Genomic DNA, 23,811 nt, shown 5'->3' on the forward strand with positions numbered 1-23,811 from the left:
CGGCGCCGACCAGTGGGCGCCGGGCGGAAAAGAGCAGGTCGGACGGCACCATGTCGGACGGCACCACATCAGGCGGCACCCAGCCCGTCGGCACTGCGCCGACGGCACAACTCAGGCGGTTCTACGTCCGTCGGCCATACGTCGGTTGGCACCGGGAATCCCCAGACGGCACCAGGAACCAGATGGCACCAGGAACAAGGAGTCGATACCCGTGAGCGAGACAGCCGACGTCAACGTCAACGCCAACGTCAACGGCGACGACAGCAGGACTGCCCTGCGCGCACTCGCCGATGCTCAGCCCCTCCCCTTCTGGCTGGACGACCCCGGCAACCGTCCCGAGCCCCACGCCGCACTCATCGGTGACGAACGCTGTGACCTGCTCGTCGTGGGTGGCGGCTACAGCGGCCTGTGGACGGCGCTGCTCGCCAAGGAACGCGACCCCGGGCGCGATGTCGTGCTCGTGGAGGGCGAGGAGGTCGGCTGGGCCGCCTCCGGCCGCAACGGTGGCTTCTGCGCCGCCTCCCTCACCCACGGCTTCGGCAACGGTTTCGCCCGTTGGCCCTCCGAGATCACGGCACTGGAGCAACTCGGGCTGCGCAACCTCGACGCCATCGAAGCGGCCGTCGAACGCTACGCAATCGACTGCGACTTCGAGCGCACCGGCGAGATCGCCATCGCCACCAAACCCCACCAGGTCGCCGAACTGGAAGAGGCCGCTGAACAGGCCCGCGTCCTCGGCCTCGACGACGGGCTGACCTACCTCGACCGTGATGCGGTACGCGCTGAGGCCGACTCGCCCACCTTCCTCGCAGGGCTCTGGGAGCGCACGGGTGTTGCCATGGTCAACCCCGCACGTCTTGCCTGGGGCCTCAAGCGTGCCTGCGAGAACGCGGGCGTACGCATCTACGAACACACCCCAGCGACCCGCATCGGAGCACGCGGCGCCGAGGTCGCCGCCGGCACCCCCTACGGGCGGGTCCGTGCACGGCACATCGCCCTTGGTACCAACGCCTTCCCCTCTCTGCTACGCCGCGTACGCCCGTACGTCGTCCCCGTCTACGACTACGCGCTGATGACGGAACCGCTCACCGACGAGCAGCTCGCCGCGCTCGGCTGGCGCAACCGTCAGGGCCTCAGCGACACCGCCAACCATTTCCACTACTTCCGCCTGAGCGCCGACAACCGCATCCTGTGGGGCGGCTACGACGTGCTCTACCACTACGGCAGCCGGATCTCCCGCGACTACCACCAGCGCCCCGAAACGTTCCGCAAGCTCGCCCTCCACTTCTTCCGCTGCTTCCCGCAACTCGCAGGAATCCGCTTCACCCACCGCTGGGGCGGGGTCATCGACACCTGCTCCCGCTTCTCGGCCTTCTTCGGCACGGCCATGGACGGACGTGTCAGCTACGCCGCCGGCTACACCGGGCTCGGCGTGGGCGCCACGCGCTTCGGCGCCGAGGTGATGCTCGACCTGTTGGCAGGCGACAGGACCGAGCGCACGGCACTGGAGATGGTGCGCAAGAAGCCGTTGCCCTTCCCGCCCGAACCTGTTCGCTGGGCCGGCATCGGCCTCACCCAACGGGCCCTCGCCCGCTCCGACGCCAGAGGCGGCGAACGTAATCTGTGGCTACGGGCCATGGACCGCATGGGCATGGGCTTCGACAGCTGATCTGGGCGGATCCGGAGTTGGTTGACCGGGACCCGAGGCCGGGACCCGGGACTGGGACCCGATACTGGGACCCAGACCGGCCTCGCTCCCGGGAGCGAGCCCGACCTCGACCTCGACCGACGGTCTGGCCCCGTGACCTGGATGCCCCGGGAAGGACCGCCAACCGCTCGGGGCGGGAGGTGGGGAACCACCGGAGAAAAACTTCGCCGAACCCGTGTAAGGAAAGGCCACTGAGCCGCTCTCCCCCTGTGACCGCGTACACGAATCATGAGGGAAGGCAGAGACATGAGCGGCACAGCGGGGGCCAGGAGCGCCGTCGAGTGGTTGGCAGCCGCATCCCCGGACCCGGAGTCATGCCGAGGTGAGTGGGAACGCAATCCGCTGGGCGTCACCCTGCTGCCCGCAGGGCGCCTGTGGGATGTATTGATCGTCAGTGCTGAACTGGGGCATCCGGCGCTGGACGTGCTCACACGCTGCCTCGACCAACCCGGGCCCGTACTGGCCGACTTCGGCGACTCTCGTATCGGCTTCTTCGTCCCACCGGGTACGGCCACCCGCTGGCTCGGCACCGGCGTACGGTGCGCGGGCCACGGCACCTGGGTCGTCGTGCCCTACCCCGGCCGGATCACCGGAGGCACGCGCTGGATCGTGCCCCCGGACGGCCGCGGAACCCTCAACGACCCCCTCGTCGTCGAACTCGCCCTGCACGAAGCCGCCGCTCAGATCGCTGGTCACAGCGAGGTTGGTGGGGTTGGTGGGGTTGGTGGGGACGGCGAAGCTGGCCGGCACGGCGTGCCGGGCAGGGACGTACGTGAATACGGGTACGGGTACGGGAGTGAGGGTGGGGGCGGAGACAGGGGTACGGGCAGGGACACGGGTCGGGACACGGGCCGGGGCGCTGGATGGGACTAGGCAGGGGGTTGGCGAGACGAGGGGGTCAGCGCCGGATGAGACCACGACTGGTCGCGACGGCCACGGCCGCCGTGCGTGAGTCCACCTCCAACTTCGCGTAGATATGCACCAGATGAGACTTCACCGTGGCCTGGCTGAGGTGTAGCTGACGGCTGATCTCCAGATTGGTCAGCCCGTCGGCCACCAGGCCCAACACCTCCGTCTCACGGCTGCTGAGGGACAACGCTGGCGCCCGCATACGGTCCATCAGGCGGTCGGCGACGGCTGGGGCAAGCGCTGAACGGCCGGCCGCCGCCGCCCGCACCGCCGCCGCCAGTTCCTCGGGAGGCGCGTCCTTGAGCAGGTAACCGGTCGCTCCCGCCTCGATGGCGGGCACGGTGTCAGCGTCGGAACCGTAGGTCGTCACCACCAGCACCCTGGGCGGATCAGCAAGCGCGGTGATGGCGGCGGTTGCCTGCGAACCGTTCATGCCTGAGCCGAACTGCAAATCCATCAGCACCACATCCACCCCGCCCTGCGCGGCCAGGTCCACTGCCTGCTCCGCCGTGGGTGCCTCCGCGACGATACGGAAATCCCGCTCGCCCTCCAGCACCGCCCGCAAACCCGCCCGCACCACCGGGTGATCGTCCGCGATCAACAGGCGAACAGGCTCCTCTCCAGGGCTGGTTGAGAGAGAACTGTCGGCCGACGGCATGACATCGGCGGATGGCGTGCGAGGGGACGAGGAAGCACAAGGGGAGTCGGCAGGGTCGGCAGGGGATGCGCCATCGGCAGGGATGGGGGCACTGCCAGGAGGCGGTCCACCGGCGTCCGCGAGCGTCGGCCCTGTCTCTTTCTCCGTGGCGGGTTCTCTCCTTGTCTCCGGCTCTGTCTCTTGGGTGAAGGCATGGGGATCGGGAGTGGTCATGGTCGGTATCCCAGGCTTGCGGGGAACTTCAACGCGTCCGCGTAGGAGACAGGGAGTTGGAGAGCGATGGCCGTGCCGTGGCCCGGTGTCGACTCCACGCTGAGACTGCCGCCCAGCGCGCGGGCCCGGGCTCTCATCGCCGCCAGGCCGAAACCGCCTTCTCCCGGCTCCGGCGGCGGCAGCGTAGCCGGATCGAAGCCGGCACCGTTGTCCACGACATCGAGAGCCAGGTCCCTGTCCATATAGCTGAGCGTGACCTCGATGGAACTCGCCTCGGCGTGCGCGACGGCGTTGGCGAGCGCCGACTGTGCGACACGCAGCACCGCGACCTCGTAGGGAGTCGGCAGCGGTGACGGGGTCCCGGACAGATGAAAGTGCACCGGAACGCCGTGTCGCACGGTCGTCGTGTCACTCAACTGCTCCAGCGCGACATGAAGCGAGGCGTCCACTCCTTCCAGATCGGGGGGCACGAGCGCATGCACGAAGCGGCGGGCCTCCGCGAGATTGTCCTGAGCGGCCTTGCGCGCCTGGGCGACATAGCGGGCCGCCGTGACCGTGTCTGCGTCACCTTCTGCCGCGGAGAGCGATTCCGATGTACGGGTCGGGGGAGCGGGGGACGAAGCGGCGCCGGCAGCGGGAGTCCCCTTGGAGGGAGCGGTGGTCGCGGGAGTTGTCGTGGAGGAAGAAGAGGTGGGTGGAGTGCCTTTCGGTTCCGCCGTGCTCGTGTTCGCCCCTGGCCCCGAGGGCTTCGGGCCCTGGCTCTCGCCTTGTCCTCCAGCCGTGCCGAGCGACCGTTCGGCCGCGCTCAGGAGAAGTTGGATGCTGGAGAGCCCTTGCGCGAGGGTGTCGTGGATCTCTCGGGCCAGCCGCTCCCGTTCAGCCATCATGCCTGCCTCTCTTCCGACGGATTCCAGGTTCGCCCGCGCGGTTGTGAGCTGTTGGATCAGCCGTCGGCGCTCTTCGCTCTCCCGGTACAGCGCCTGATAGCCGAAGACCGTCGCCACCGCGAAGGCAGCACCCAGCACGGGGCCGAGGAAGACGGCCACGCTGAAGGAGTCCTGATGGGCCGTGTATCCCGTCGCCCCCGCGAGCGCTGTGACGACGACGGATATAAGCCCCGCGCGAGGCGGCAGCAGGTGCAGCATCAGGAAGTAGAGGGGGAAGGCCAGCCAGAGGCCGTCTGGCGTCTGCGCCAGCAGCACCAGCCACGCGGCGCCGACCGTCAGTAGCCATACGGCCGCTGCGGGCAGCCGGCGCCCGATCGAGGGGATCAGGGGACCAGCTGCATACACGGCGCCGAGCGCCACGGCGCTCGCGACGATGGCAGCCGGATGAGGTGCACCGTCGACCAGCGCGCGGCCTACGGCCAGAGCCAGAAGCCCGGCCATCAGCAGGTGCAGGCCCCACTTGAGGACACGCAGGACAGGGACGAGTGAGAGGTGGTTCACGATCACTCCAGCCTAGGCCGAGGCCGCCTGACCGGCATCAATCAAAAGTTTGAAGAGTGACCCCACCCTTCGGCGCCGCAGAAGCGATCCCCCGCTCGATGCGGCAGGCGGGGCTCTGAGCGGAGTCTGGACAGCGATCGGTTCGGCGGCCTGAGGCCCGTCCGCACCGGCGATAGAAGGCCGTGCGTACGCCGGCATTCGCCACAAAGGGAAGGCTCTGGTCACACACCATGTTCGTCGCCTGGAGAGACCTGCGGTTCGCTAAGGGGCGCTTCGTCCTGATGGGGACGGTGATCGTGCTGATCACCGTCCTGGTGGGACTGCTGTCCGGACTGACCGCCGGACTGGGCCAGCAGAACATATCGGCCATCACCGGTCTCCGGGCTGACAAGATCGCGTTCGGCGCTCCGGCGGACGGTCAGGAGCGCTCGTTCTCGGATTCGTCCGTCAGCGAGCGGCAGTGGCGCCAGTGGGCTCGGACTCCAGGCGTGAAGCAGGCCGAACCGCTCGGCATCACGACGACCCGGGCCGAGTCAGGTAAGCGCAGCGCCGCTATATCCGCTTTCGGGATCCGGTCCGGTTCCGGCCTGGGGCCGGAGGACACACGTGTGGCCGCCGGCAGCGTGGTCCTCTCCCAGACTGCTGCGGAGGAGCTGGGGGACGCTAAGTCCGGCAGCCGTGTCACCATCGCCGGTCGGCACCTGTCCGTCGCTGCCGTGGCGGGCGACGCCTTCTACAGCCACACTCCCGTCATCTGGACCAGCCTCGCCGACTGGCAGCAGCTCGGCGGGGGCGGCGGCGCCGGTCAGGGCCCTTCCACCGGCGATGGGGAGCGGGCGGGCGGCGATCGCGCCACCGTGATCGCTCTCAGTACCGGCTCCGGAAGCGCTGGGACAGCGGAGGTGTCAGGTACCGACACCGAGCTGGGCACCGAAACCGTCTCCCGGGACGACGCTCTCTCCGCGATCGGTTCGTACACCTCCGAGAACGGCTCGCTGCAGCTGATGCGTGGCTTCCTGTTCGTCATCTCGGCGCTGGTCATAGGGGCGTTCTTCACTGTCTGGACCATCCAGCGCAGCGCCGATGTCGCGGTGCTCAAGGCACTGGGCGCCTCCACCCCCTACCTGCTGCGGGACGCACTCGGCCAGGCCGTCGTGCTGCTCACGCTCGGCACGGCGACAGGCACCGGTATCGCGTCCGGTGTCGGGGCGTTGGTCTCGGGCACGGTGCCGTTCGTACTGGACGCCGGGACGGTGCTTCTCCCCGCTGCCGTGCTGATCGTCCTCGGGGCCGCGGGAGCAGCACTGGCCATTCGCCGCATCACCGCAGTCGACCCTCTGACAGCTCTCGGGAGCGCACGATGAACCTTCCCACCGTGGTCTCCACCACGACCACGCCCTCTTCCAAGCCGCTCCAGCTCTCGGACGTCACCCTCACCTATCCGGACGGAGACACCCGGCTCACCGCGCTCGACAGCGTCAGTCTGGAGGTGCCCAAGGGCACCGTCACCGCTCTCGTCGGCCCCTCGGGTTCCGGCAAGTCGAGCCTGTTGGCAGTCGCGGCGACCTTGATCAGCCCCGAACGCGGGACGGTCGTCATCGACGGCAGGGACACCACGGGGCTGAGCCGCCGCGAGCTGACCGAGGTGCGCCGGCACAAGGTCGGCATGGTCTTCCAGCAGCCCAACTTGCTCCCCTCGCTGACCGCCTTGGAACAGCTTCAGGTCATGGCGCACCTCGACGGACGGAGTGCGAAGGCGGCCAAGGGGCGGGCGGAAGAGCTTCTCGATGCGGTGGGGCTGTCGGAACAGGCGCGGCGCCGCCCTCACCAGTTGTCGGGAGGCCAGCGTCAACGCATCAACATAGCCAGGGCATTGATGAACGAACCCACTGTGCTCCTGGTCGACGAGCCGACCAGTGCGCTCGATCACGAGCGGGGCGCGGCGGTGGTTGCCCTGTTGACGGAGCTGACGCACAAGCGAGCCACGGCGACGCTGCTGGTCACCCACGACCGGGCGCAGTTGACCGCCGTCGACCAGATAGCGGAGGTGTATGACGGGAGGCTACGGCGGCCGACGACAGCAACAGCACGCTGAGGCACCAACTCGCCAGCACGTCCAGCGGCCAGTGGTAACCGCGCCACACCAGGCCCAACCCGTTGCCCACCGTGAGCAGGGCCACGGCAGACCAAAGGAACAGTGCGGCGTTGCGGGACAGATGCCGGGTGACCAGCAGGGCGGCGGCACCGAAGGCGACCGTGACCGTGGCCGCGTGGCCCGAGGGGTAGAAGCCTGTGCCGCCGAAAGGGCCGGGCCGACCCACCCACGCCTTCAGAACCGAGACGGCCGCTGCCATGGCGCCCATGGTGACGGCACAGCAGAGAGCAGGCCACCAGGTGCGTGCGCCGATGCGGACGAACGCCAAGGCCATGGCGGCGGCGAGCAGGGGGAGCGCGACCTCCATGTTGCCGAGATCCGCGAGGAGTTCGGCGAGGCGCGTCGGTGGGGCGGCCCTGTGCAGGGTGTCACCGAGTCGTTCGTCGGCGTCGCGAAGCGGCCCGTCCGCGAGCACCTGCCAGGTACTCAGGGCGAGTACGGCGCAGCACAGAAAACAGACCAGCAGTACGGGAACACGTGAGAGAGGGGGAGGGGCAGCGTCGTCGGCCGAACGCGAGGTCGGCCGCCCAGGAACCGGGGGGACAGTTCCGGGGCGGCCGAATCGACCGGCCTTCCGCGGGCCCCGGGGGGTATGGGACAAGCGGTCATCCGATCGGTGAGGAGCGTGCGCGAGGGCACGACCGGGCCTGTCTTGGGGAGAGACTGGCTCGGGCCGGGACTCCGAAGGTGGCCCTCCGTGCTTCCCAGCAACTGGAGAAACCGTACGGCAGGAGGGCGGAACCGGACAGGTGGATCACGTTCCGGACATTGGCCCCGCACACATTCTTCACGGGGACCTTTCCCATGCCGGTGTCCGTGCGCACGGGGCGCGCTCCGCCCCGTGCGGGACAGGGCACGCCCGGCGTGCGTTTCACCAGCGCTGTCACAGACCGGAGAGGGCGTCCTCCAGGACGTCGAGGCCCTCGTTGAGGAGTTCCTCGCCGATCACCAGCGGGGGCAGGAAACGTACGACGTTGCTGTAGGTGCCGGTGGTCAGGACGAGGAGTCCCTTCTGGTGGCACGCCTTGGCGAGCGCGGCGGTGGCCTCCGGGTTGGGCTCCTTGCCGCCGCCCGGCTTGACCAGTTCGATCGCGAGCATCGCGCCCCGGCCGCGCACGTCCCCGATGATGTCCGACTGGGCCGCCATCTTCTCCAGACGCGGCTTCATGACCTCTTCGATGCGACGGGCCTTGGCGGGCAGATCCAGCTCGCGCATGGTCTCGATGGCGCCGAGCGCGGCGGCGCAGGCCACAGGGTTGCCCCCGTAGGTGCCGCCCAGGCCGCCGGAGTGCGCGGCGTCCATGATGTCGGCGCGGCCGGTGACGGCGGCGAGCGGCAGGCCGCCCGCGATGCCCTTCGCCGTAGTGATCAGGTCCGGCACGATGCCCTCGTCCTCGCAGGCGAACCACTGGCCCGTGCGGCAGAAGCCGGACTGGATCTCGTCGGCGACGAAAACGATGCCGTTCTCGCGGGCGAACTCCTGGATGCGGGGCAGGAAGCCGCGTGCCGGGACGATGAAACCGCCCTCACCCAGGACCGGTTCGATGACGATGGCGGCGACGTTGTCGGGGCCGATCTGCTTGGTGATCTGGTCGATGGCCTGGGCCGCGGCCTCTTCGGCGCAGTTGTCGGGGCCGGTCAGCCAGCGGTAGGGGTAGGCCACCGGGACGCGGTACACCTCGGGCGCGAACGGGCCGAAGCTGTGCTTGTACGGCATGTTCTTGGAGGTGAGGGCCATCGTCAGGTTCGTACGTCCGTGGTAGCCGTGGTCGAAGACGACGACGGCCTGGCGGCCGGTGTGCGCACGCGCGACCTTGACGGCGTTCTCCACCGCCTCAGCCCCGGAGTTGAACAGTGCGCTCTTCTTGGCGTGGTCGCCCGGGGTGACCTTGGCCAGTTCTTCGCAGACCTCTACGTAGGGCTCGTAGGGAGTGACCATCACACAGGTGTGCGTGAAGTCGTTGAGCTGCTGTGTCGCGCGGCGGACCACGGCCTCGGCGCTGTTGCCCACGGAGGTCACGGCGATGCCGGAGCCGAAGTCGATGAACGAGTTCCCGTCCACGTCCTCCAGCACCCCGCCGCCGGCGCGGCGTGCGAAGACCGGCATCACGGTGCCGATGCCGCTCGCGACGGTCGCCTGCTTGCGGGCCATCAGCTCCTGCGACTTGGGCCCGGGGATGGCGGTGACGACGCGCCGCTCCTGGGGGAGGGTGGGGCCTCCGGAGAGTTCAGTCATTGCGGTCATAGCGCACTCCTCGGGAGAAAGGGGGGTCTGCTCGCCCTTCGCAGGCTAGGGGCAGCCGTGGGCACCACACATGCACCGCTCCGGAGAAGTGTGGCGAGCGTGTTGGCCGTCACGGACATAGGCGCGAACGACGCGGGTGCGAGCGGCCATGGCTTCCGGGCTCTGCCGCCGCCTGCAGGGCTGGATCCTCAACAGCCGTCGGTGGACGAGCCGGTGCGGCGTGTGGCACCCCGCGCGGACCTGGGTGCGCGGCCGTGGTCCAACTGTCATGGTCGGCCGCTAGATTGGGGACAGGAGAGTGTCGGCACAGGCCGGCCGACGCGTCGGGGCATCAGGGAGCAGAGGCAGCACATGGACATGGGGCTTCCCCACAGGAAGCAGGGTACGGGCGGCGCGTACGACCCTCATGGCACGGGCCGGGGCTCCGTGCCGGGGCCCCGTGAGGACGCGGCCCCCTCAGGCTCGCCGCACCCCTCTGACCCCACACCCCCGCCGCACCAGCCTCCGCCCGGCCCGCCCGCCCCGGACGCCCGGCCCACTCCGGCGGCCCCATCGGTCCCCCCCAACACGGCGATCCCCTCAAACCCAGCGATCCCTCCGACCATAGCGACCCCGCCCGCACCGGCAACCCCGCCGAGCTGGATGGCCCAGCCGGACCGGGACACACCCGGCCAGGACCCGGCACCCCGCACACACCCCGCAACCCCTCCCGTCACACCTCCCCCCGCCGCACCGACGCCCGTGACACCCCTGCCCGCCGCCACGCCCCCGCCACCTGTGCCTCCACCAGCGATGCCGCCGTCCCATGGCCACCCCGCACCCGGCGTGGAGGCGGTGCCTCCGCCCATGCCTTCCGGAGCTCCCGAGTCCGGGCCGCCTCTGGCCGACTGGTTGCGGCTGCCGCGCCCGGAGGCCCTGCCCGGGGTGTGGCGTTGCGCGCACGAACCCCGTTCGCCAGAGGACCCCGAACGCATTCCCGCACGCCAGCTCATCAGCGGTGCGGTCGTTTCCTTCCTCATCGGCTGGCTGCTGTGGTCCCTGCTGTGGAACGGATACCTGGGCAGCTTCTGGCTCTGGCCGCTCTTCGCCATGACCCCCGACGCGGTCGGCACGGGAGCCCGCACCTTCATTTCGTACGGGTACTACACGCTGGTCGGAGTGGTGCTGATCGTGCTCTTCGGGCGGATCGGCCGCTGGGACGAGTTGGGCCGCCGGATCCTTGGGCGCCTGCGCGGCGGCAAGCGCAAGAGGGGCAGCGGCGAAGCGGATGTGAGCGCCCCGCACCGCCCAGCGAAGCCCGTGCCGCAGCCTCCGCCGCACCTCGACCCTGTGGAGTGGCCCGAACTGCGCAGCGGTGGCGCGGCCGAGGCGGCCGACAGGCTTGCCGCCGAGCTGCGCTCCGGCCGGATGACCGACGTCGACCACGCCCGTATCGAACGGGCCTGGAAGTCCGTGCGGACGCGCCCGCAGCGACTGGCCTCGTTCATCGAGAGCGTGCGCGCCAAGGGGGCCGCAGCCTGCGGACACCCCTCGGGCGCCCGCGACCTGCCGCTTCGCGCGGCCCGGCACGATCTCTCCCTGCGCCAGGTCCGTATCGGCACGGCGGCCGACGCCGAGCGCAATCCTCATGAGTACCGCGGCGCCGGGATCGCGCTCGACCCCTCCCTGCTGGGCACGTCGGCGCTCGCCGTGGGACCGCCGGGTACGGGGAAGAGCAGCAGGCTCGCGCGCCCCGTTGTCGAGTCGCTGTGCCTTCAGGCGCTCGCGGGCCAGGCGTCGGTGCTCGCGGTCAGCCCTTCCGGGGCACGGTTCGTGCCCGATGAGTCCTTCGATGTCGTGATCCGGCTCGGCCATCCCGACTCCACCCACGACCTCGACCTGTACGGCGGCACCAGCGACCCCGACGAGGCGGCCGGGATGCTGGCCGAGGCCCTTGTCGGAGACCTCGCAGCGAACCTGCCCGGGGGCGACAGCCGCCGTGCCGCGACCTGCCTGGCGCAGCTCATCGGCCCGTTCGCGGCCGTGCATGGCTGCTTCCCCGCCGTTCCGGAGCTGAGGGAGCTGCTGGACGGCACTCCGGCAGCGTTCGACCAGCTGAGGGAGAAGCTCCAGGAGGCGGGCCAGGGGGCGCAGCTGCGCGAACTGGACGCCTACGAACGCCAGTCGGGCCGCACCGGCGACATAGCGGCGCTGCTCGGCGACCGGCTCGCGTTGCTGGACCGCCCCGCCTTCGCCGACTTCTTCCAGCCCGAGGGCGGCCCGGCACGCGCGGGGGCCCGTCGGGCGTTCTCACCCCGTGCGATGGAGCATCCGGTGCGGGTGCGTATCGACCTGCCCGAGAGAGCGCACGCTGAGGCGTCCCGGATCCTCGCGCGCCTCATACTCGCGCAGTTCACGGAGTGCGCCGCCGGCCGTGGTGATCAGTCGCTGTTCGCCTGTCTGGTCCTGGACGACGCCGCACAGACGATCACGCCCCAGGCGCTACGGGGCCTCCAGCGGCTGCGCTCGGCGCACGCCGGGGTGCTGCTCACGCTGCGTGCTCTGGACGATGTGCCCGAGCCGCTCAGAGGGCCGCTGCTGGGCGCCGTCGGCTGTCGCATGGTGTGTGCGGGTGTCACGCCCTGGGACGCGGAACGGTTCGCTGAGGTGTGGGGGACAGAGTGGGTGCAGACGCGTACGGTCACCAACCGGCAGCTCGTCTCGGACGAGCCCGTCACCCGCATCCTGCACGCCGTACGGCGCCTGGCCACCGGGAAATACGTCACGGCCGAATCGGTCACTGTCCGTAGCGAGCAGCGGGAGCGCTGGTCGGCCTCCGACCTGGCCAACGAGCTGCAGCCCGAACACGCGGTGCTCTCTCTGACCACCGTGCGAGGGGAGCGCACACCCCCGATCCTGACGAAGCTGGGGACAGACTAGGAGAATGACCGATTTCGGGTGGACGCCTGTACGGTGAGGTGCGTTATGCCACCGACTCTTGCCGCGCTTGTTCAGCACTCCGCACTCCGGCTCTCTGTGCTCGCGGGGCACGACCGGTTGGACGCGCCCGTCCGCTGGGCGCACTCCAGCGAGCTGGCGGACCCCACGCCGTACATGGACGGTGGTGAGCTGATCCTCTTCACCGCGCTCAAGCTGGACGCGCAGGACCCCGAGGCCATGCGCGCCTACGTGGACAAGCTGGTGGAGAAGGACGTCGTCGGGCTCGGTTTCGCGGCCGGGGTCAACTACGACGGGGTCCCCGAAGCGCTGGTGGAGGCGTGCAAGAGCGCCCGGCTGCCCCTTCTGGAGGTGCCACGGCGCACCCCCTTCATCGCGATCAGCAAGGCGGTCTCCGCCGCCATCGCCGCGGAGCAGTACCGCGCGGTGACGGCCGGGTTCGACGCGCAGCGCGAGATGACCCGCGCCGCGCTCTCCCGCGAGGGCCCCGCCGCGCTGCTCGCGCGGCTGGCCTCCCAGGTGGACGGCTGGGCGGCGCTGTACGACGTCTCCGGTGCCGTCGTCGCCACGGCGCCGACCTGGGCGGTACGCAGGGCCTCGCGCTTCATCGGCGACGCCGAGAGGCTGCGGGACAGACAGGCGCCGGCCAGTGCCGTCGTGAGCGAGTCGGACAGTGGCGACGACCGCGTCGAGCTGCAGTCGATCGGGAGCGGCAGACGCGCCAAGGCGATCCTCGCTGTCGGCACGGCAGCGCCCCTGGGCACGGCCGAGCGGTACGCCGTGCATTCGGCCATCGCGCTGCTGACCCTCACCATGGAGCGTTCGCGCGCGCTTCAGGAGGCCGAACAGCGGCTGGGCGCAGCCGTGTTGAAGATGCTGCTCGTCGGAGAGGGCGACCACGCACGCGCGGTGGCCGGTCAGCTCTACGGCGGGCTGCTGGACGCGCCGATGCGGGTGATCGCCGCGGAACCGGCGTCGGGCACGGTCGCCCGGCTCGCCCAGGCAGGCGCCGCCGGCACCGCGGGGCCCGGAGTCGCACACCTGAGCCCCACCCTGGGCACGACTGGCATGCCCGGGAGCGGAGCGGGAGCGGGCGCCGGGAGCGGCACCCGGGGCGCGAGCAGAGGCAAGGGCAGGAGCGGAGCCGGAAGCAGGAACGGAACGCGGGCATCCGCCGCCAAGGGCACCGGTTCAGCCGGGGCACAGGGCAGTACTGAGCCCACAGTGGAAGCCAGCGACATGAGCACGGCCGGGATCGTGGTCGGCTCGGGCAGCGGCCCGCAGGCCGACCCCGCCGATGCCGCGGCGCTCGGCCAGATCGTATGGCCACTCGAAGAGCTGTCCGACGCTGTGGAGACGGCCGCGGCCCGCAACGGCGAGGCGGTGCTCGTGGTGCCCGACGGCGCGCGGCTCATCGTGCTCGCTTCGGACGGCGGTGCGGCGGTGGCGGCGTGCGCGGAGTTCGCCGCGACGGCGACGGCGGCGCAGCCGGGACAGCGGGGCACCGGAGCGGCGGACGAAGGGCTCGCCATCGGCATCTCGGCGCCCGCGGGGCTCCCCGCGGCTGCGATCGCCTACAAGCAGGCCGACCAGGCGCTGTCCGTCGCCAGGCGACGCGGGGTGCCGCTCGTGGAGCACGAGGACGTGGCGGCGGGTTCCGTGCTCCCGCTGCTGGCGGACGACGCCGTACGTGCTTTCGCCGACGGACTGCTGCGGGCTCTGCATGAGCACGATGCGAACGGGCGTGGCGACCTCGTGGCCTCGTTGCGTGCCTGGCTGTCCCGGCACGGCCAGTGGGACGCCGCCGCGGCCGAACTGGGCGTGCACCGGCACACGTTGCGGTACCGCATGCGCCGGGTCGAGGAGATTCTGGGCCGTTCCCTGGACGACCCCGATGTCCGTATGGAGCTGTGGCTGGCGCTCAAGGCCACGAGCTGAGGCACGACGGCCTCCAACCGGTCCCAGGGCCAAGGCGGACCGACTGAGCGTGGACACCCGGAAGAGCCAGCGCCTGCGCGCTACGCAGGGGGACACAGCAAGCTCTGCGCAAAGGGACAATCCGTAGCGCAGCCTTCGGTGACTGCTACGTCGCGGACAAGAAGCGCGCGGGTCGCAACGCCCTACGGTGGACGCAGACTCTCGAACCGAGTGAACCTCCCCGCTTCCGGAAGGGCGATCCGCGTTGACGACAGCGACTTCCCCTCACGCATTCTGGCTCGCCGGCCGTCAGGCCACGGGCGACACCACGCTCGATGTCACCTCGCCCTGGGACGGCAGGCACGTCGGCAGCGTCAGCATTCCCACGGCCGAGCAGGTCGAGGAGGCCGTGGCAGCCGCTGCGGCGGTCACCGACGCGTTCTCGGCGGCGCCCGCGCATGTACGGGCCGCGGCGCTCGACCATGTGGTCACCCGCCTCGGTGAGCGTACGGAGGAGATCGCCGAGCTGATCTCGGCCGAGAACGGCAAGCCCATGAAGTGGGCGCGTGGCGAGGTCGGCCGCTGTGTCTCGGTCTTCCGCTGGGCGGCCGAGGAGGCCCGCAGGTTCAACGGCGGTGAGGCGCAGCGCCTGGACTCGGACGCGGGCGGCACGGGCCGTCTCGCCTACACCCGCCGCTTCCCCTATGGCCCGGTGCTCGGGATCGCGCCGTTCAACTTCCCGCTCAACCTGTGCGCGCACAAGGTCGCTCCGGCCATCGCCGTCGGCACTCCGATCATTCTGAAGCCGGCGCCCGCGACGCCGCTGTCGGCGCTGCTGCTGGGTGAGCTGCTGGCGGAGACGGACCTTCCGGCCGGTTCCTGGTCGGTGCTCCCGGTCCCCAACGACCAGATGCCGTCGCTGGTCCAGGACAAGCGGCTGCCGATCATCTCCTTCACCGGTTCGGCGCCGGTCGGCTGGTCGATCCTGGACTCCGTCCCGCGCAAGCGGGTCACCCTGGAGCTGGGCGGCAACGGTGCGGCCGTCGTGCTGGCCGACTACTCCTCCGAGGCGGACCTCGACTGGGCGGCCCAGCGCATCGCCACCTTCTCCAACTACCAGGCGGGGCAGTCCTGCATCTCGGTGCAGCGCGTCGTCGCTGACGCGTCCGTCTACGACCGGCTGGTGCCCAAGATCGTCGCCGCCGTCGAGTCGTTGGCGACGGGTGACCCGTCCGACGAGGCCACCGACGTCGGTCCGCTGGTGAGCGAGGACGCGGCACGCCGCGTCGAGTCCTGGGTGGAGGAGGCTGTCTCACGCGGCGCGAAGCTGCTCACGGGCGGCAAGCGCGAGGGCGCGACGTACGCGCCGACCGTGCTGGAGGCCGTGCCGGCCGATACCCAGATCGGCTGCGAAGAGGTCTTCGGCCCCGTCATGTCGTTGGTGAAGGTGGAGGGGGAGGAGGCCGCGTTCGCCGCGGTCAACGACTCCAAGTACGGCCTCCAGGCGGGGCTGTTCACGCACGACGTGCAGACGGCGTTCCGCGCGCACCGTTCGCTGGAGGTGGGCGGCGTCGTGGTCGGCGACGTTCCCTCCTACCGTGCCGACCAGATGCCCTACGGCGGCATCAAGGACTCCGGCGTGGGCCGCGAGGGCGTGCGGTTCGCGATGGAGGACTACACGTACGAGCGCGTCATGGTCCTCACGGGACTGGCCCTCTGATCTCTTCCGGTCGCGGAGGACCGGAGTTGTGATGTTTTCCGGTCCCGGGGGCGAGAGTTCTGGTCTCTTCCGGTCGCAGAGGACGGGACCTCTGTCCTCCTCCGGTCCCGGTGGACGGTGCCGCTGGCCTCTTCCGGCGATCCGGGGAACGAGTTCCGGCGGTCCAGGGGGGATCAGGGGGACGGAAATGTGAGGCCCTGTAGTACCGCGTCACGCCCATAGCGGCGCACAACACGCAAGTAGTACCGCACCACTAGTACCGCACCACACGCAGCACCCACTGCCGGGCGTCCTCATGGGCGTCCGGCAGTGCCGCGTTCCGTGTGGGCGTGCGGGCTTGCGGGTGTGTGCGGGACAGAAACGGGTTCACCGCTGTACCTACTGCTAAGTACTGTGACGGCCATGAGCAGCAGTGGCGGAGACACGGCCGAGAGGCTGGTAGAGGCCACGCGTGAACCCCTGTGGGAGCGCGGTCGCGTGGGCACCAGCTCGCGCGCCATTCCGCAGCGCACCCAGGCGGGGCAGGGCAGCATGTACCACCACTTCGGTGGCAAGCCCGCACTCGCGCGGGCAGCCGTGCGCCGCAGTGCCGAGCGCGTGCGGGCCCGCGCCTCCGGTGACCCCGGAGCCTTCCAGCAGGCGGCGGAGGGCCTGTTGGGCCTCCTTGGCGCGGCGCCCGTGCGGGGCGCCACCGGCGGCCCACCGGGCCCCGGCGCGGCGGCGGGCACAGCCGTCCCTGTCGCCGTGGGCACGCCCGCCTCAGCGGCAACTGCCGCCGCCGCACACGGCGTTCCCGGATGAGCCCCGCCTCTGGAGCCGACCGTGCCGTCCGCACGGTCGAGGGCGACATACCGGGGCAGGCGCTGGGTGTGTGTGATGCCCACGACCACCTGTTCCTCCGGACGCCGCAACTGCCTGGGCAGGAGCTGGCCGACGAGAGAGCGGCCGAACGCGACCTGAGCGGGTTCGCCGCGCACGGGGGAGGGGCACTCGTGCAGTGGACGCCCTACGGGATGGGGCGCCGCTCGGGCGCGCTGGTCGAACTGGCCCGCCGCACGGGCGTACGGCTGGTCGCGGCGACGGGGCTGCACCAGGCAGCGCACTACGCCACGGAGCCGCCCGGTGACCTCGCCGGGCTCTTCGTGGAGGAACTGATGGAGGGCGTACGGGGCGCCGTCTGTGGCGAGGCGCCACGTGCGGGACTCATCAAGGTCGCGGGTGACTTCCACGGTCTGGGCCCGTACGCGCGGCGCACCATGCGCGCCGCCGCCGAGGCGCACCATGCGACCGGTGCCCCCGTAGCCGTCCATCTGGAGCTGGGAACGGGAGCGTCCGATGTCCTCACGTTGCTGTGCGAGGAGCTGGAAGTGCCGCCCAGTAGCGTGCTGCTCGGGCACCTCGGCAGGTTCCCCGACGCGCGGGCGCACCAGGAGGCGGCCCGTTCCGGTGCCTGGCTGGTCTTCGACGGTCCCTCGCGTACGCATCACGCCACCGACTGGCGCCTGTCGGACAGCCTCGCGGAACTGGCCGCGGCCGGGTACGCCGGCCAGCTGCTCATCGGAGGCGACACCACGACCGCCGCTGCCCGCGCCGAGGCGGGCGCCGCCTTCGTGGCACGCGTCCTGCGGCCCCGTATCGCCCGCGAGCTGGGGGAGGAGCTGGCACGGGCCCTCTTCCTGGACAACCCGGCACGCGCCTTCGCCGCCCACTGGAAGAAATGAGCACCGCACCCATGCCGCCCACTCACAGTCCACGTACACCAGTAGCCGCGCGCTCGACACGTACGGAGACGACGCACCAGTAGTCGCCCGCACAACGCGCGCGAGGCGCCATGGTCCACACACCACGTGCGCACAGGCGCGCACACCCGGAAGTACGCGCCGGAAGCGCACCCATGAAGACACCCGTGAAGCACGCCCCAGAAGTACGCACCTGAGGCACAACCCCAGAAGTACGCGTCATCAACAGACGCACACGCAGCACAAGAAGCGGCTCACCGACAGCCACCGACAGCCAACGACAAGCAATGTCAAGCTACGACAAGCGAGGACCACGAATGTTCGCCTTCGCGCACCTCAGCGACATACATCTCGGTCAGGACCGGGGAGACGGCGGTGCCCGCGCCCGTGAGCGCGCCGAGCGCGTGCTCGCCCATCTCGCCGGGCTACCGGGCGAGCTGGACGCGGTGGTGCTGACCGGTGACATCGCCGACCACGGCGACGAGGCCGAATACGCGCTCGCCGCGAAGCTCTTCGCCGACCACGGTGTACTGCCGTTGATCTGCCCGGGCAACCACGACGCGCGCGGTCGCTACCGCGCGGGACTCCTCGGCGGCGACGCGCGCGACACCTCGCCGGTCAACCAGACGCACAAGCTCCTGGGCGCGACGTTCCTCATGTGCGACTCCAGCGTCCCCGGTGAAGGGCACGGGTACCTGGACGACGCCACGCTCTCCTGGCTCGATCAGGCACTGGCCGGCGCCCCGCGCAACAGCCCCGCCTTCGTCTGCTTCCACCACCCTCCCGTGCCGCTGCACGGCCAGTACGTGGACCCCATCCGGCAGTTCGGCGAGGAGCGGCTCGCGCAGGTCGTCGAGCGGCACCCGCACGTGGCGGCGCTGCTGTGCGGGCACTCGCACACCCCCGCCGTCACCAGCTTCGCCGGACGGCCGCTCATCGCGGCGCCCGGCGTCGTCTCCACCCTGCGGATGCCGTGGGAGGGCGAGGCCGACGGACCGCTCGACTACGGGCTGCCGCCGATGCTCGCCTTCCATGTCCACGACGACGAGGGACGGCTGACCACGCACTTCCGCGCGGTGCCGTAACGCCCGGCTCCCGCCCGCCCGTTCACGCCTTACGGCGGTGCGGTACGGCGGCTGGCCCGTTCCTGGCCCTCGGCGAGATAGTCCTGCAGCCGGTCCAGGCGGCGGCTCTCCCAGGACGACTCCCGGTCACCGAGCCAGCGTTCGGCCTGGGCGAGCACGCTGGGCACCAGCCGGCAGGAGCACTCCGTGCCGCTCCGCTCCCAGCGCACCAGTCCACTGACGACGAGCACATGCAGCTGCTCGGCCACGATCTGCGGAGGCAGCGCGAGCGGGCCCGCCAGCTCGCCGAGGGTGGCGGAGCCCCGGCTGAGCCGCTCCACCATCTTCCGGCGGACGGGGTGCGCGAGCGCCTCGAAGATGAGATCGAGCGGCCGTCTCTCGTTCTCGTTCACCACAAGTGGCAGCATCCTTACGCCCCGTTGTGCGCGTCAACCCTTACGGCACCGTCCTCCTGGCAACGGGCCCGGCGAGCAGGAAGGAGACGTATGCGAATACGCGAGCAATGGCGGCGATACCGTCTGGGAAGAGCGCTCACCGTGGTGACGGCGGCCCTTGCGCTGCTGCTCCTGATCCTCTTCCTCGTTCTGGTGCTGCGCGGACAGACCACCCCGACCGGCCCCCGTTCCGGCCTGTCCCCCGTGGCGAACAGCGCCACGTCCTGAGGCTGTTTCCCCAGAACCCGTCTCCCCCGAACCGGGCCTTTCCCCCGTGCCCCGGACGTGGCGCTCTTCCGGCCTCCGAAGTTACGCGGACGGCTCAGCGGGGTCGTCAGCACACGGGTTGAAGTGGAAGCTGTCCTTCTGCGGTACAAGAGACCACGCGTCATACCCACGCGGTAGCCGGCAGCGGCCACGGACGGCGCGTGCGGTGGATGTTGGCGGCCAGGTCTGCTCGCTACGCTGCGACGATGGGGAGCGCACAGGTGTGGAGCGAGCTGCGCCGGGGCGCTGAGCAGGTGCCCAGCTGGGCGTACGACACCGCCATCGCGCTCGCCATCACCGTTGTCAGCCTGCTACTGGGCAACGACCGTGCCCCACAGGGCTGGCAGGGCCTCGACACCTGGGGCGTGCTGCTGACCTGCGCCGTCAACCTGCCCCTGGCCGCGCGCCGCCGTGCGCCCGTCGTCCTCTGTCTGATCGCGCTGGGCACATGGGCGGTCTACATCACGCTCGACTACTGGCCCGTCGTCAACACGCTCGGGCCTCTGCTCGCGCTGTACACCGTCGCCTCCCTGCGCTCCCTGCGCGTGGCCTCCGGCTGTGGGCTGCTGCTGGCCGCCCTGTGGAACTACGCGGGAACGACGGGCCACGAGAGCTCCTGGGCCACGGTGCTCGGCCAGAGCCTCGTCTACGCGAGCGTCATCTGCGGCTTCGGCCACCTGGCACGCAAGGCGGCACACCGTAACGTCGAACTCGCCGACCTGGCCGAACAGCTGCGCCGCGAGAGGGCGGGAGCCGAGCGCCGCGCGGTGGCCGAGGAGCGTGTCCGTATCGCGCGTGAGCTGCACGACGTGGTGGCGCACCACATGTCGGTGATCTCCGTGCAAGTAGGGCTCGCGGGATACGTCTTCGAGTCCGACCCCGCGACGGCGCGCGCCGCGCTCGGCACCATCTCCGACACCTCGGGCGAGGCGCTGACCGAACTCCGCAGGCTCCTCGCCGTGCTGCGCGTCGAGGACGGCGACCGGCTCGAAGGGGGCAACCAGCTGGCCGAAGGGCCGGGCGGCGAGGACGACTTCGGCCCCGCTCCCGGTCTCGACCAGCTCCCCGGACTGGTCGAGCGGGTGCGCGCCGCGGGCGTCCCCGTGCGGTTCGCGGTCACCGGCGAACACCGCACGCTCCAGCCGGGCGCCGAACAGTGCGCCTACAGAGTCGTCCAGGAGGCCCTCACCAACGTCCTCAAGCACGCACACACCGCCGAGGCGCAGGTCACCGTCGGCTACGAGCCGCAGCGCCTCACCGTCACGGTCACCGACGACGGGCGGGGCACGGAGCAACCCGTACCACCGGTCGGGCACGGGTTGATTGGGATGCGCGAGCGCGCAAGGATCTACGGGGGCCGGCTGCACGCCGGTCCACGGGCCAGCGGTGGATTCGAGGTACGACTGATCCTCCCGGCCTGACAGTGCAGGGGAGATCACACGGTGACGACCAGAGTGCTTGTCGTGGACGACCAGGTACTCATCCGGGCAGGAGTCGCAGCGCTGCTCCGCGCCGCACCCGGTATGGAGGTCGTCGGCGAGGCGTCCGACGGGGACGAGGCGGTGCGGCTGGCCGCGCTGCACAGGCCCGACGTCATCCTCATGGACATCCGGATGCCGGGTACCAGCGGCATCGTCGCCACCGAGCGCATCCTGGAAGCCGTCACCGAACCCCGTCCGCACATCCTCGTCCTCACGACCTTCGACCTGGACGAGTACGTGTACGCGGCGCTGCGCGCCGGTGCCTGCGGCTTCCTGCTCAAGGACACGGGGCCACAGCGCCTGCTGGCCGCCATCGCCGCCGTCGCCGAGGGCGACACGCTCTTCTCGCCGAGCGTCACCCGCCGCCTGATCGAGGCGTACGCGACCCGCTCGGACCCCGGGACATGCCCTCCCGAGACCCTCGACGTGCTCACCAGCCGCGAGGTGGACGTGCTGCGGCTGGTCGCGGGCGGCCTGTCCAACCCGGAGATCGCCGAAGCGCTCGTCATCAGCGAATCGACCGTCAAGACCCATCTGAACCGCACCATGGCCAAGCTCGACCTCGGCAGCCGCGCCCAGGCGGTCGTCCTCGCGTACGAATCCGGCCTGGTGGTCCCCGGCAAGCCGCCCCCGGGCAGCTGAAGCGCGGCGCCTGGCGTACGGCGTCCGTACGCGTGGCCGGACGTACGAAGCCCGTACGCGCGGTGCCGTACGGGGGGTGACGGCACGCGTCCGAGGGCGCGCAGGCGGTCGGCCCGGGACCTGGCTGACCGGCCCGCTCCCGGGCAGGCGCCGAGCGGTGAGGGCAGGCGCGCGTGCGGAGGCAACGCGCCTTTCTCGTGCGCGGCGTCTGGTACGCACGGGATGAATCGGGTACATACGATCGAGTAGCACTCGTCGGTAGGCAAGCGAACGTCCCTCCCACACCGTCCCGAGGTGAGCGAGATGACCGTCTCCGAGCGCGAAGCACGAGCAGTCGCCGAGGCAGCCCGAGAACAGGACTGGCGCAAGCCCAGCTTCGCCAAGGAACTCTTCCTGGGCCGCTTCCGCCTCGACCTCATCCACCCGCATCCCGAACCGGAAGCCGCCGATGTGACCCGCGGTGAGGAGTTCCTCGCCACGCTGCGGGAGTTCGTCGAGACGAAGATCGACGGCGCGCTCATCGAGCGCGAGGCCCGCATCCCGGACGAGGTGCTCCGAGGGCTCAAGGACCTCGGCGCGCTCGGTATGAAGGTCGGTACCGAATACGGCGGTCTGGGTCTCACGCAGGTGTACTACAACAAGGCGCTCGCGCTGGTCAGTTCGGCCAGCCCCGCCGTCGGCGCGCTCCTGTCCGCGCACCAGTCCATCGGGGTGCCGCAGCCCGTGAAGATGTTCGGCAGCCAGGAGCAGAAGGACGCCTTCCTGCCGCGCTGCGCGCGTAGCGCCATCTCCGCCTTTCTGCTCACCGAACCCGATGTCGGCTCCGACCCCGCGCGCCTCGCCACCACCGCCGTACCGGAGGGCGACGACTACGTGCTCGACGGTGTGAAGCTGTGGACCACCAATGGCGTGGTCGCCGACCTCCTCGTGGTCATGGCCCGCGTGCCCAAGAGCGACGAGCGCAAGGCGGCAGGCCACAGGGGTGGCATCACGGCCTTCGTCGTCGAGGGGGACTCGCCGGGCATCACCGTGGAGAACCGGAACGCCTTCATGGGCCTGCGCGGCCTGGAGAACGGTGTCACCCGCTTCCACCAGGTGCGCGTCCCCGCCGCGAACCGTATCGGCCCGGAGGGCGCCGGCCTCAAGATCGCCCTGACCACTCTCAACACAGGGCGTCTCTCCTTGCCCGCCACCTGCGTCGGCGCCGGCAAGTGGTGCCTGAAGATCGCGCGCGAGTGGTCCCAGGAGCGCGTCCAGTGGGGCAGGCCGGTGGCCAGGCACGAGGCCGTCGGCAGCAAGATCTCCTTCATCGCCGCGACCACCTTCGCACTCGAAGCGGTGCTCGACCTCTCCTCGCAGATGGCCGACGAGGACCGTAACGACATCCGTATCGAGGCCGCTCTCGCGAAGCTCTACGGCAGCGAGATGGCCTGGCAGATGGCGGACGAACTGGTCCAGATCCGCGGCGGGCGCGGCTTCGAGACCGCGGAGTCCCTCGCCGCGCGCGGCGAGCGCGGCGTCCCCGCCGAGCAGATGCTGCGGGATCTGCGCATCAACCGCATCTTCGAGGGCTCGACGGAGATCATGCATCTGCTGATCGCCCGCGAGGCCGTGGACGCGCACCTGTCCGTCGCCGGGGACCTCATCGACCCGGACAAGACCCTCGCTGACAAGCGCAGGGCCGCCGTGGCCGCCGGCACGTTCTATGCCAAGTGGCTGCCCAAATTGGTCGCCGGTCCTGGGCAGCTGCCGCGTACGTTCGCCGAGTTCGGCACTCTGGCTCCCCACCTGCGCTACGTCGAGCGCACGGCACGCAAGCTGGCGCGCTCCACCTTCTACGCCATGTCGCGCTGGCAGGGCCGCATGGAGACCAAGCAGGGCTTCCTCGGCCGGATCGTGGACATCGGCGCCGAACTGTTCGCCATGAGCGCCGCCTGCGTACGGGCCGAGAAGCTGCGTGCCGAGGGAGCGGACGGTCAGGCGGCCCACCAGCTCGCCGACGCCTTCTGCCGTCAGTCCAGGATCCGTGTCGAGGAACTCTTCGGGCGCCTGTGGAGCAACACCGACGACCTCGACCATAAGGTCGTACGCGAGGTACTGGACAGCTCCTACACGTGGCTGGAGGCGGGCGTCGTCGACCCCTCGACCGACGGGCCCTGGATCGCGGACGCGGCCCCCGGCCCTTCGAAGAAGGACAACGTGCACCGCCGTATCAGCTGAGGTCGGCCCTGCCCATACGGGCACGCGCGCCCT

General features: G+C 70.6%; 20 protein-coding genes. 15 read left to right on the forward strand and 5 right to left on the reverse strand.

Going from position 1 to position 23,811, the window contains the following annotated elements:
• Nucleotides 1-274 precede the first annotated feature (274 nt).
• Nucleotides 275-1,669: an NAD(P)/FAD-dependent oxidoreductase gene (locus NMN56_RS11655; RefSeq protein WP_430542548.1), complete on the forward strand. Its 1,395-nt coding sequence runs from the start codon at nt 275-277 to the stop codon at nt 1,667-1,669.
• A gap of 285 nt (nt 1,670-1,954) precedes the next feature.
• The gene (locus NMN56_RS11660; protein ID WP_274044061.1) at nt 1,955-2,581 is read left to right on the forward strand and encodes a bifunctional DNA primase/polymerase; all 627 of its coding nucleotides are present in this window, start codon (nt 1,955-1,957) and stop codon (nt 2,579-2,581) included.
• 25 nt (nt 2,582-2,606) lie between these two features.
• Here NMN56_RS11660 and NMN56_RS11665 read toward each other — a convergent pair whose 3' ends face one another.
• Both NMN56_RS11665 and NMN56_RS11670 read right to left on the reverse strand, forming a co-directional pair.
• Complete coding sequence (locus NMN56_RS11665) at nt 2,607-3,275, reverse strand: response regulator (RefSeq protein WP_274044060.1); 669 nt, start codon at nt 3,273-3,275, stop codon at nt 2,607-2,609.
• 209 nt (nt 3,276-3,484) lie between these two features.
• Entirely contained in the window at nt 3,485-4,876 is a 1,392-nt protein-coding gene (locus tag NMN56_RS11670) for a sensor histidine kinase (RefSeq protein WP_430542549.1), read from the reverse strand.
• Nucleotides 4,877-5,166: 290 nt separating this feature from the next.
• On the opposite strand from NMN56_RS11670, the gene NMN56_RS11675 reads away from it, so the two are divergent.
• On the forward strand, nt 5,167-6,300 hold the full coding sequence (locus tag NMN56_RS11675) for an ABC transporter permease (RefSeq protein WP_274044058.1): 1,134 nt from the start codon (nt 5,167-5,169) through the stop codon (nt 6,298-6,300).
• Entirely contained in the window at nt 6,297-7,031 is a 735-nt protein-coding gene (locus NMN56_RS11680) for an ABC transporter ATP-binding protein (RefSeq protein ID WP_274044057.1), read from the forward strand. The genes NMN56_RS11675 and NMN56_RS11680 overlap by 4 nt, the downstream gene beginning before the upstream one ends.
• On the opposite strand, the gene NMN56_RS11685 is transcribed toward NMN56_RS11680, so the two are convergent.
• The gene (locus NMN56_RS11685; protein ID WP_347178588.1) at nt 6,937-7,299 is read right to left on the reverse strand and encodes a phosphatase PAP2 family protein; all 363 of its coding nucleotides are present in this window, start codon (nt 7,297-7,299) and stop codon (nt 6,937-6,939) included. The genes NMN56_RS11680 and NMN56_RS11685 overlap by 95 nt on opposite strands.
• Here NMN56_RS11685 and NMN56_RS11690 point away from each other — a divergent pair.
• Nucleotides 7,207-7,572, forward strand: a complete 366-nt coding sequence (locus NMN56_RS11690; protein ID WP_283742484.1) for a hypothetical protein — start codon at nt 7,207-7,209, stop codon at nt 7,570-7,572. The genes NMN56_RS11685 and NMN56_RS11690 overlap by 93 nt on opposite strands.
• A gap of 402 nt (nt 7,573-7,974) precedes the next feature.
• Here the strand turns inward: NMN56_RS11690 and gabT are convergent, their stop codons facing one another.
• Nucleotides 7,975-9,327: a 4-aminobutyrate--2-oxoglutarate transaminase gene (gabT, locus tag NMN56_RS11695; RefSeq protein WP_274044248.1), complete on the reverse strand. Its 1,353-nt coding sequence runs from the start codon at nt 9,325-9,327 to the stop codon at nt 7,975-7,977.
• Nucleotides 9,328-10,182: 855 nt separating this feature from the next.
• Between gabT and NMN56_RS11700 the strand changes: the two genes are divergently transcribed.
• The 6 genes from NMN56_RS11700 (at nt 10,183) to NMN56_RS11725 (ending at nt 18,734) form a co-directional block, all read left to right on the forward strand.
• The gene (locus NMN56_RS11700; RefSeq protein ID WP_430542534.1) at nt 10,183-12,255 is read left to right on the forward strand and encodes a type IV secretory system conjugative DNA transfer family protein; all 2,073 of its coding nucleotides are present in this window, start codon (nt 10,183-10,185) and stop codon (nt 12,253-12,255) included.
• A 45-nt stretch (nt 12,256-12,300) separates the two neighbouring features.
• Nucleotides 12,301-14,211 carry a PucR family transcriptional regulator ligand-binding domain-containing protein gene (locus tag NMN56_RS11705; protein ID WP_274044054.1) on the forward strand — a complete coding sequence of 637 codons (1,911 nt, stop codon included), beginning with the start codon at nt 12,301-12,303 and terminating at the stop codon, nt 14,209-14,211.
• Nucleotides 14,212-14,455: 244 nt separating this feature from the next.
• Nucleotides 14,456-15,910 (forward strand): aldehyde dehydrogenase family protein, encoded by a 1,455-nt coding sequence (locus tag NMN56_RS11710; RefSeq protein WP_274044053.1) that lies wholly within the window; start codon nt 14,456-14,458, stop codon nt 15,908-15,910.
• A 402-nt stretch (nt 15,911-16,312) separates the two neighbouring features.
• A complete protein-coding gene (locus NMN56_RS43245) occupies nt 16,313-16,711 on the forward strand; it encodes a TetR/AcrR family transcriptional regulator (RefSeq protein ID WP_430542536.1) in 399 nt (132 codons plus the stop codon).
• Nucleotides 16,708-17,631, forward strand: a complete 924-nt coding sequence (locus NMN56_RS11720; RefSeq protein WP_274044052.1) for a phosphotriesterase family protein — start codon at nt 16,708-16,710, stop codon at nt 17,629-17,631. The genes NMN56_RS43245 and NMN56_RS11720 overlap by 4 nt, the downstream gene beginning before the upstream one ends.
• Nucleotides 17,632-17,966: 335 nt before the next feature.
• Nucleotides 17,967-18,734: a phosphodiesterase gene (locus NMN56_RS11725; protein WP_274044051.1), complete on the forward strand. Its 768-nt coding sequence runs from the start codon at nt 17,967-17,969 to the stop codon at nt 18,732-18,734.
• Between the two features lie 29 nt (nt 18,735-18,763).
• Here the strand turns inward: NMN56_RS11725 and NMN56_RS11730 are convergent, their stop codons facing one another.
• Nucleotides 18,764-19,126 carry an ArsR/SmtB family transcription factor gene (locus tag NMN56_RS11730; RefSeq protein WP_274044050.1) on the reverse strand — a complete coding sequence of 121 codons (363 nt, stop codon included), beginning with the start codon at nt 19,124-19,126 and terminating at the stop codon, nt 18,764-18,766.
• Nucleotides 19,127-19,219: 93 nt separating this feature from the next.
• Between NMN56_RS11730 and NMN56_RS11735 the strand changes: the two genes are divergently transcribed.
• From NMN56_RS11735 to NMN56_RS11750, 4 genes are all read left to right on the forward strand, one after another.
• Nucleotides 19,220-19,396 (forward strand): hypothetical protein, encoded by a 177-nt coding sequence (locus tag NMN56_RS11735; protein WP_274044049.1) that lies wholly within the window; start codon nt 19,220-19,222, stop codon nt 19,394-19,396.
• 245 nt (nt 19,397-19,641) lie between these two features.
• Nucleotides 19,642-20,856, forward strand: coding sequence for a sensor histidine kinase (locus NMN56_RS11740; protein WP_274044048.1), 1,215 nt, complete (start codon nt 19,642-19,644; stop codon nt 20,854-20,856).
• Between the two features lie 21 nt (nt 20,857-20,877).
• Nucleotides 20,878-21,558, forward strand: coding sequence for a response regulator (locus NMN56_RS11745; protein ID WP_274044047.1), 681 nt, complete (start codon nt 20,878-20,880; stop codon nt 21,556-21,558).
• A gap of 303 nt (nt 21,559-21,861) precedes the next feature.
• The gene (locus NMN56_RS11750; protein WP_274044247.1) at nt 21,862-23,778 is read left to right on the forward strand and encodes an acyl-CoA dehydrogenase family protein; all 1,917 of its coding nucleotides are present in this window, start codon (nt 21,862-21,864) and stop codon (nt 23,776-23,778) included.
• The last annotated feature ends 33 nt before the right edge of the window (nt 23,779-23,811 follow it).

Source organism: Streptomyces iconiensis (assembly GCF_028657195.3).
In the GTDB taxonomy this organism is placed as follows: Bacteria; Actinomycetota; Actinomycetes; order Streptomycetales; family Streptomycetaceae; genus Streptomyces; species Streptomyces iconiensis.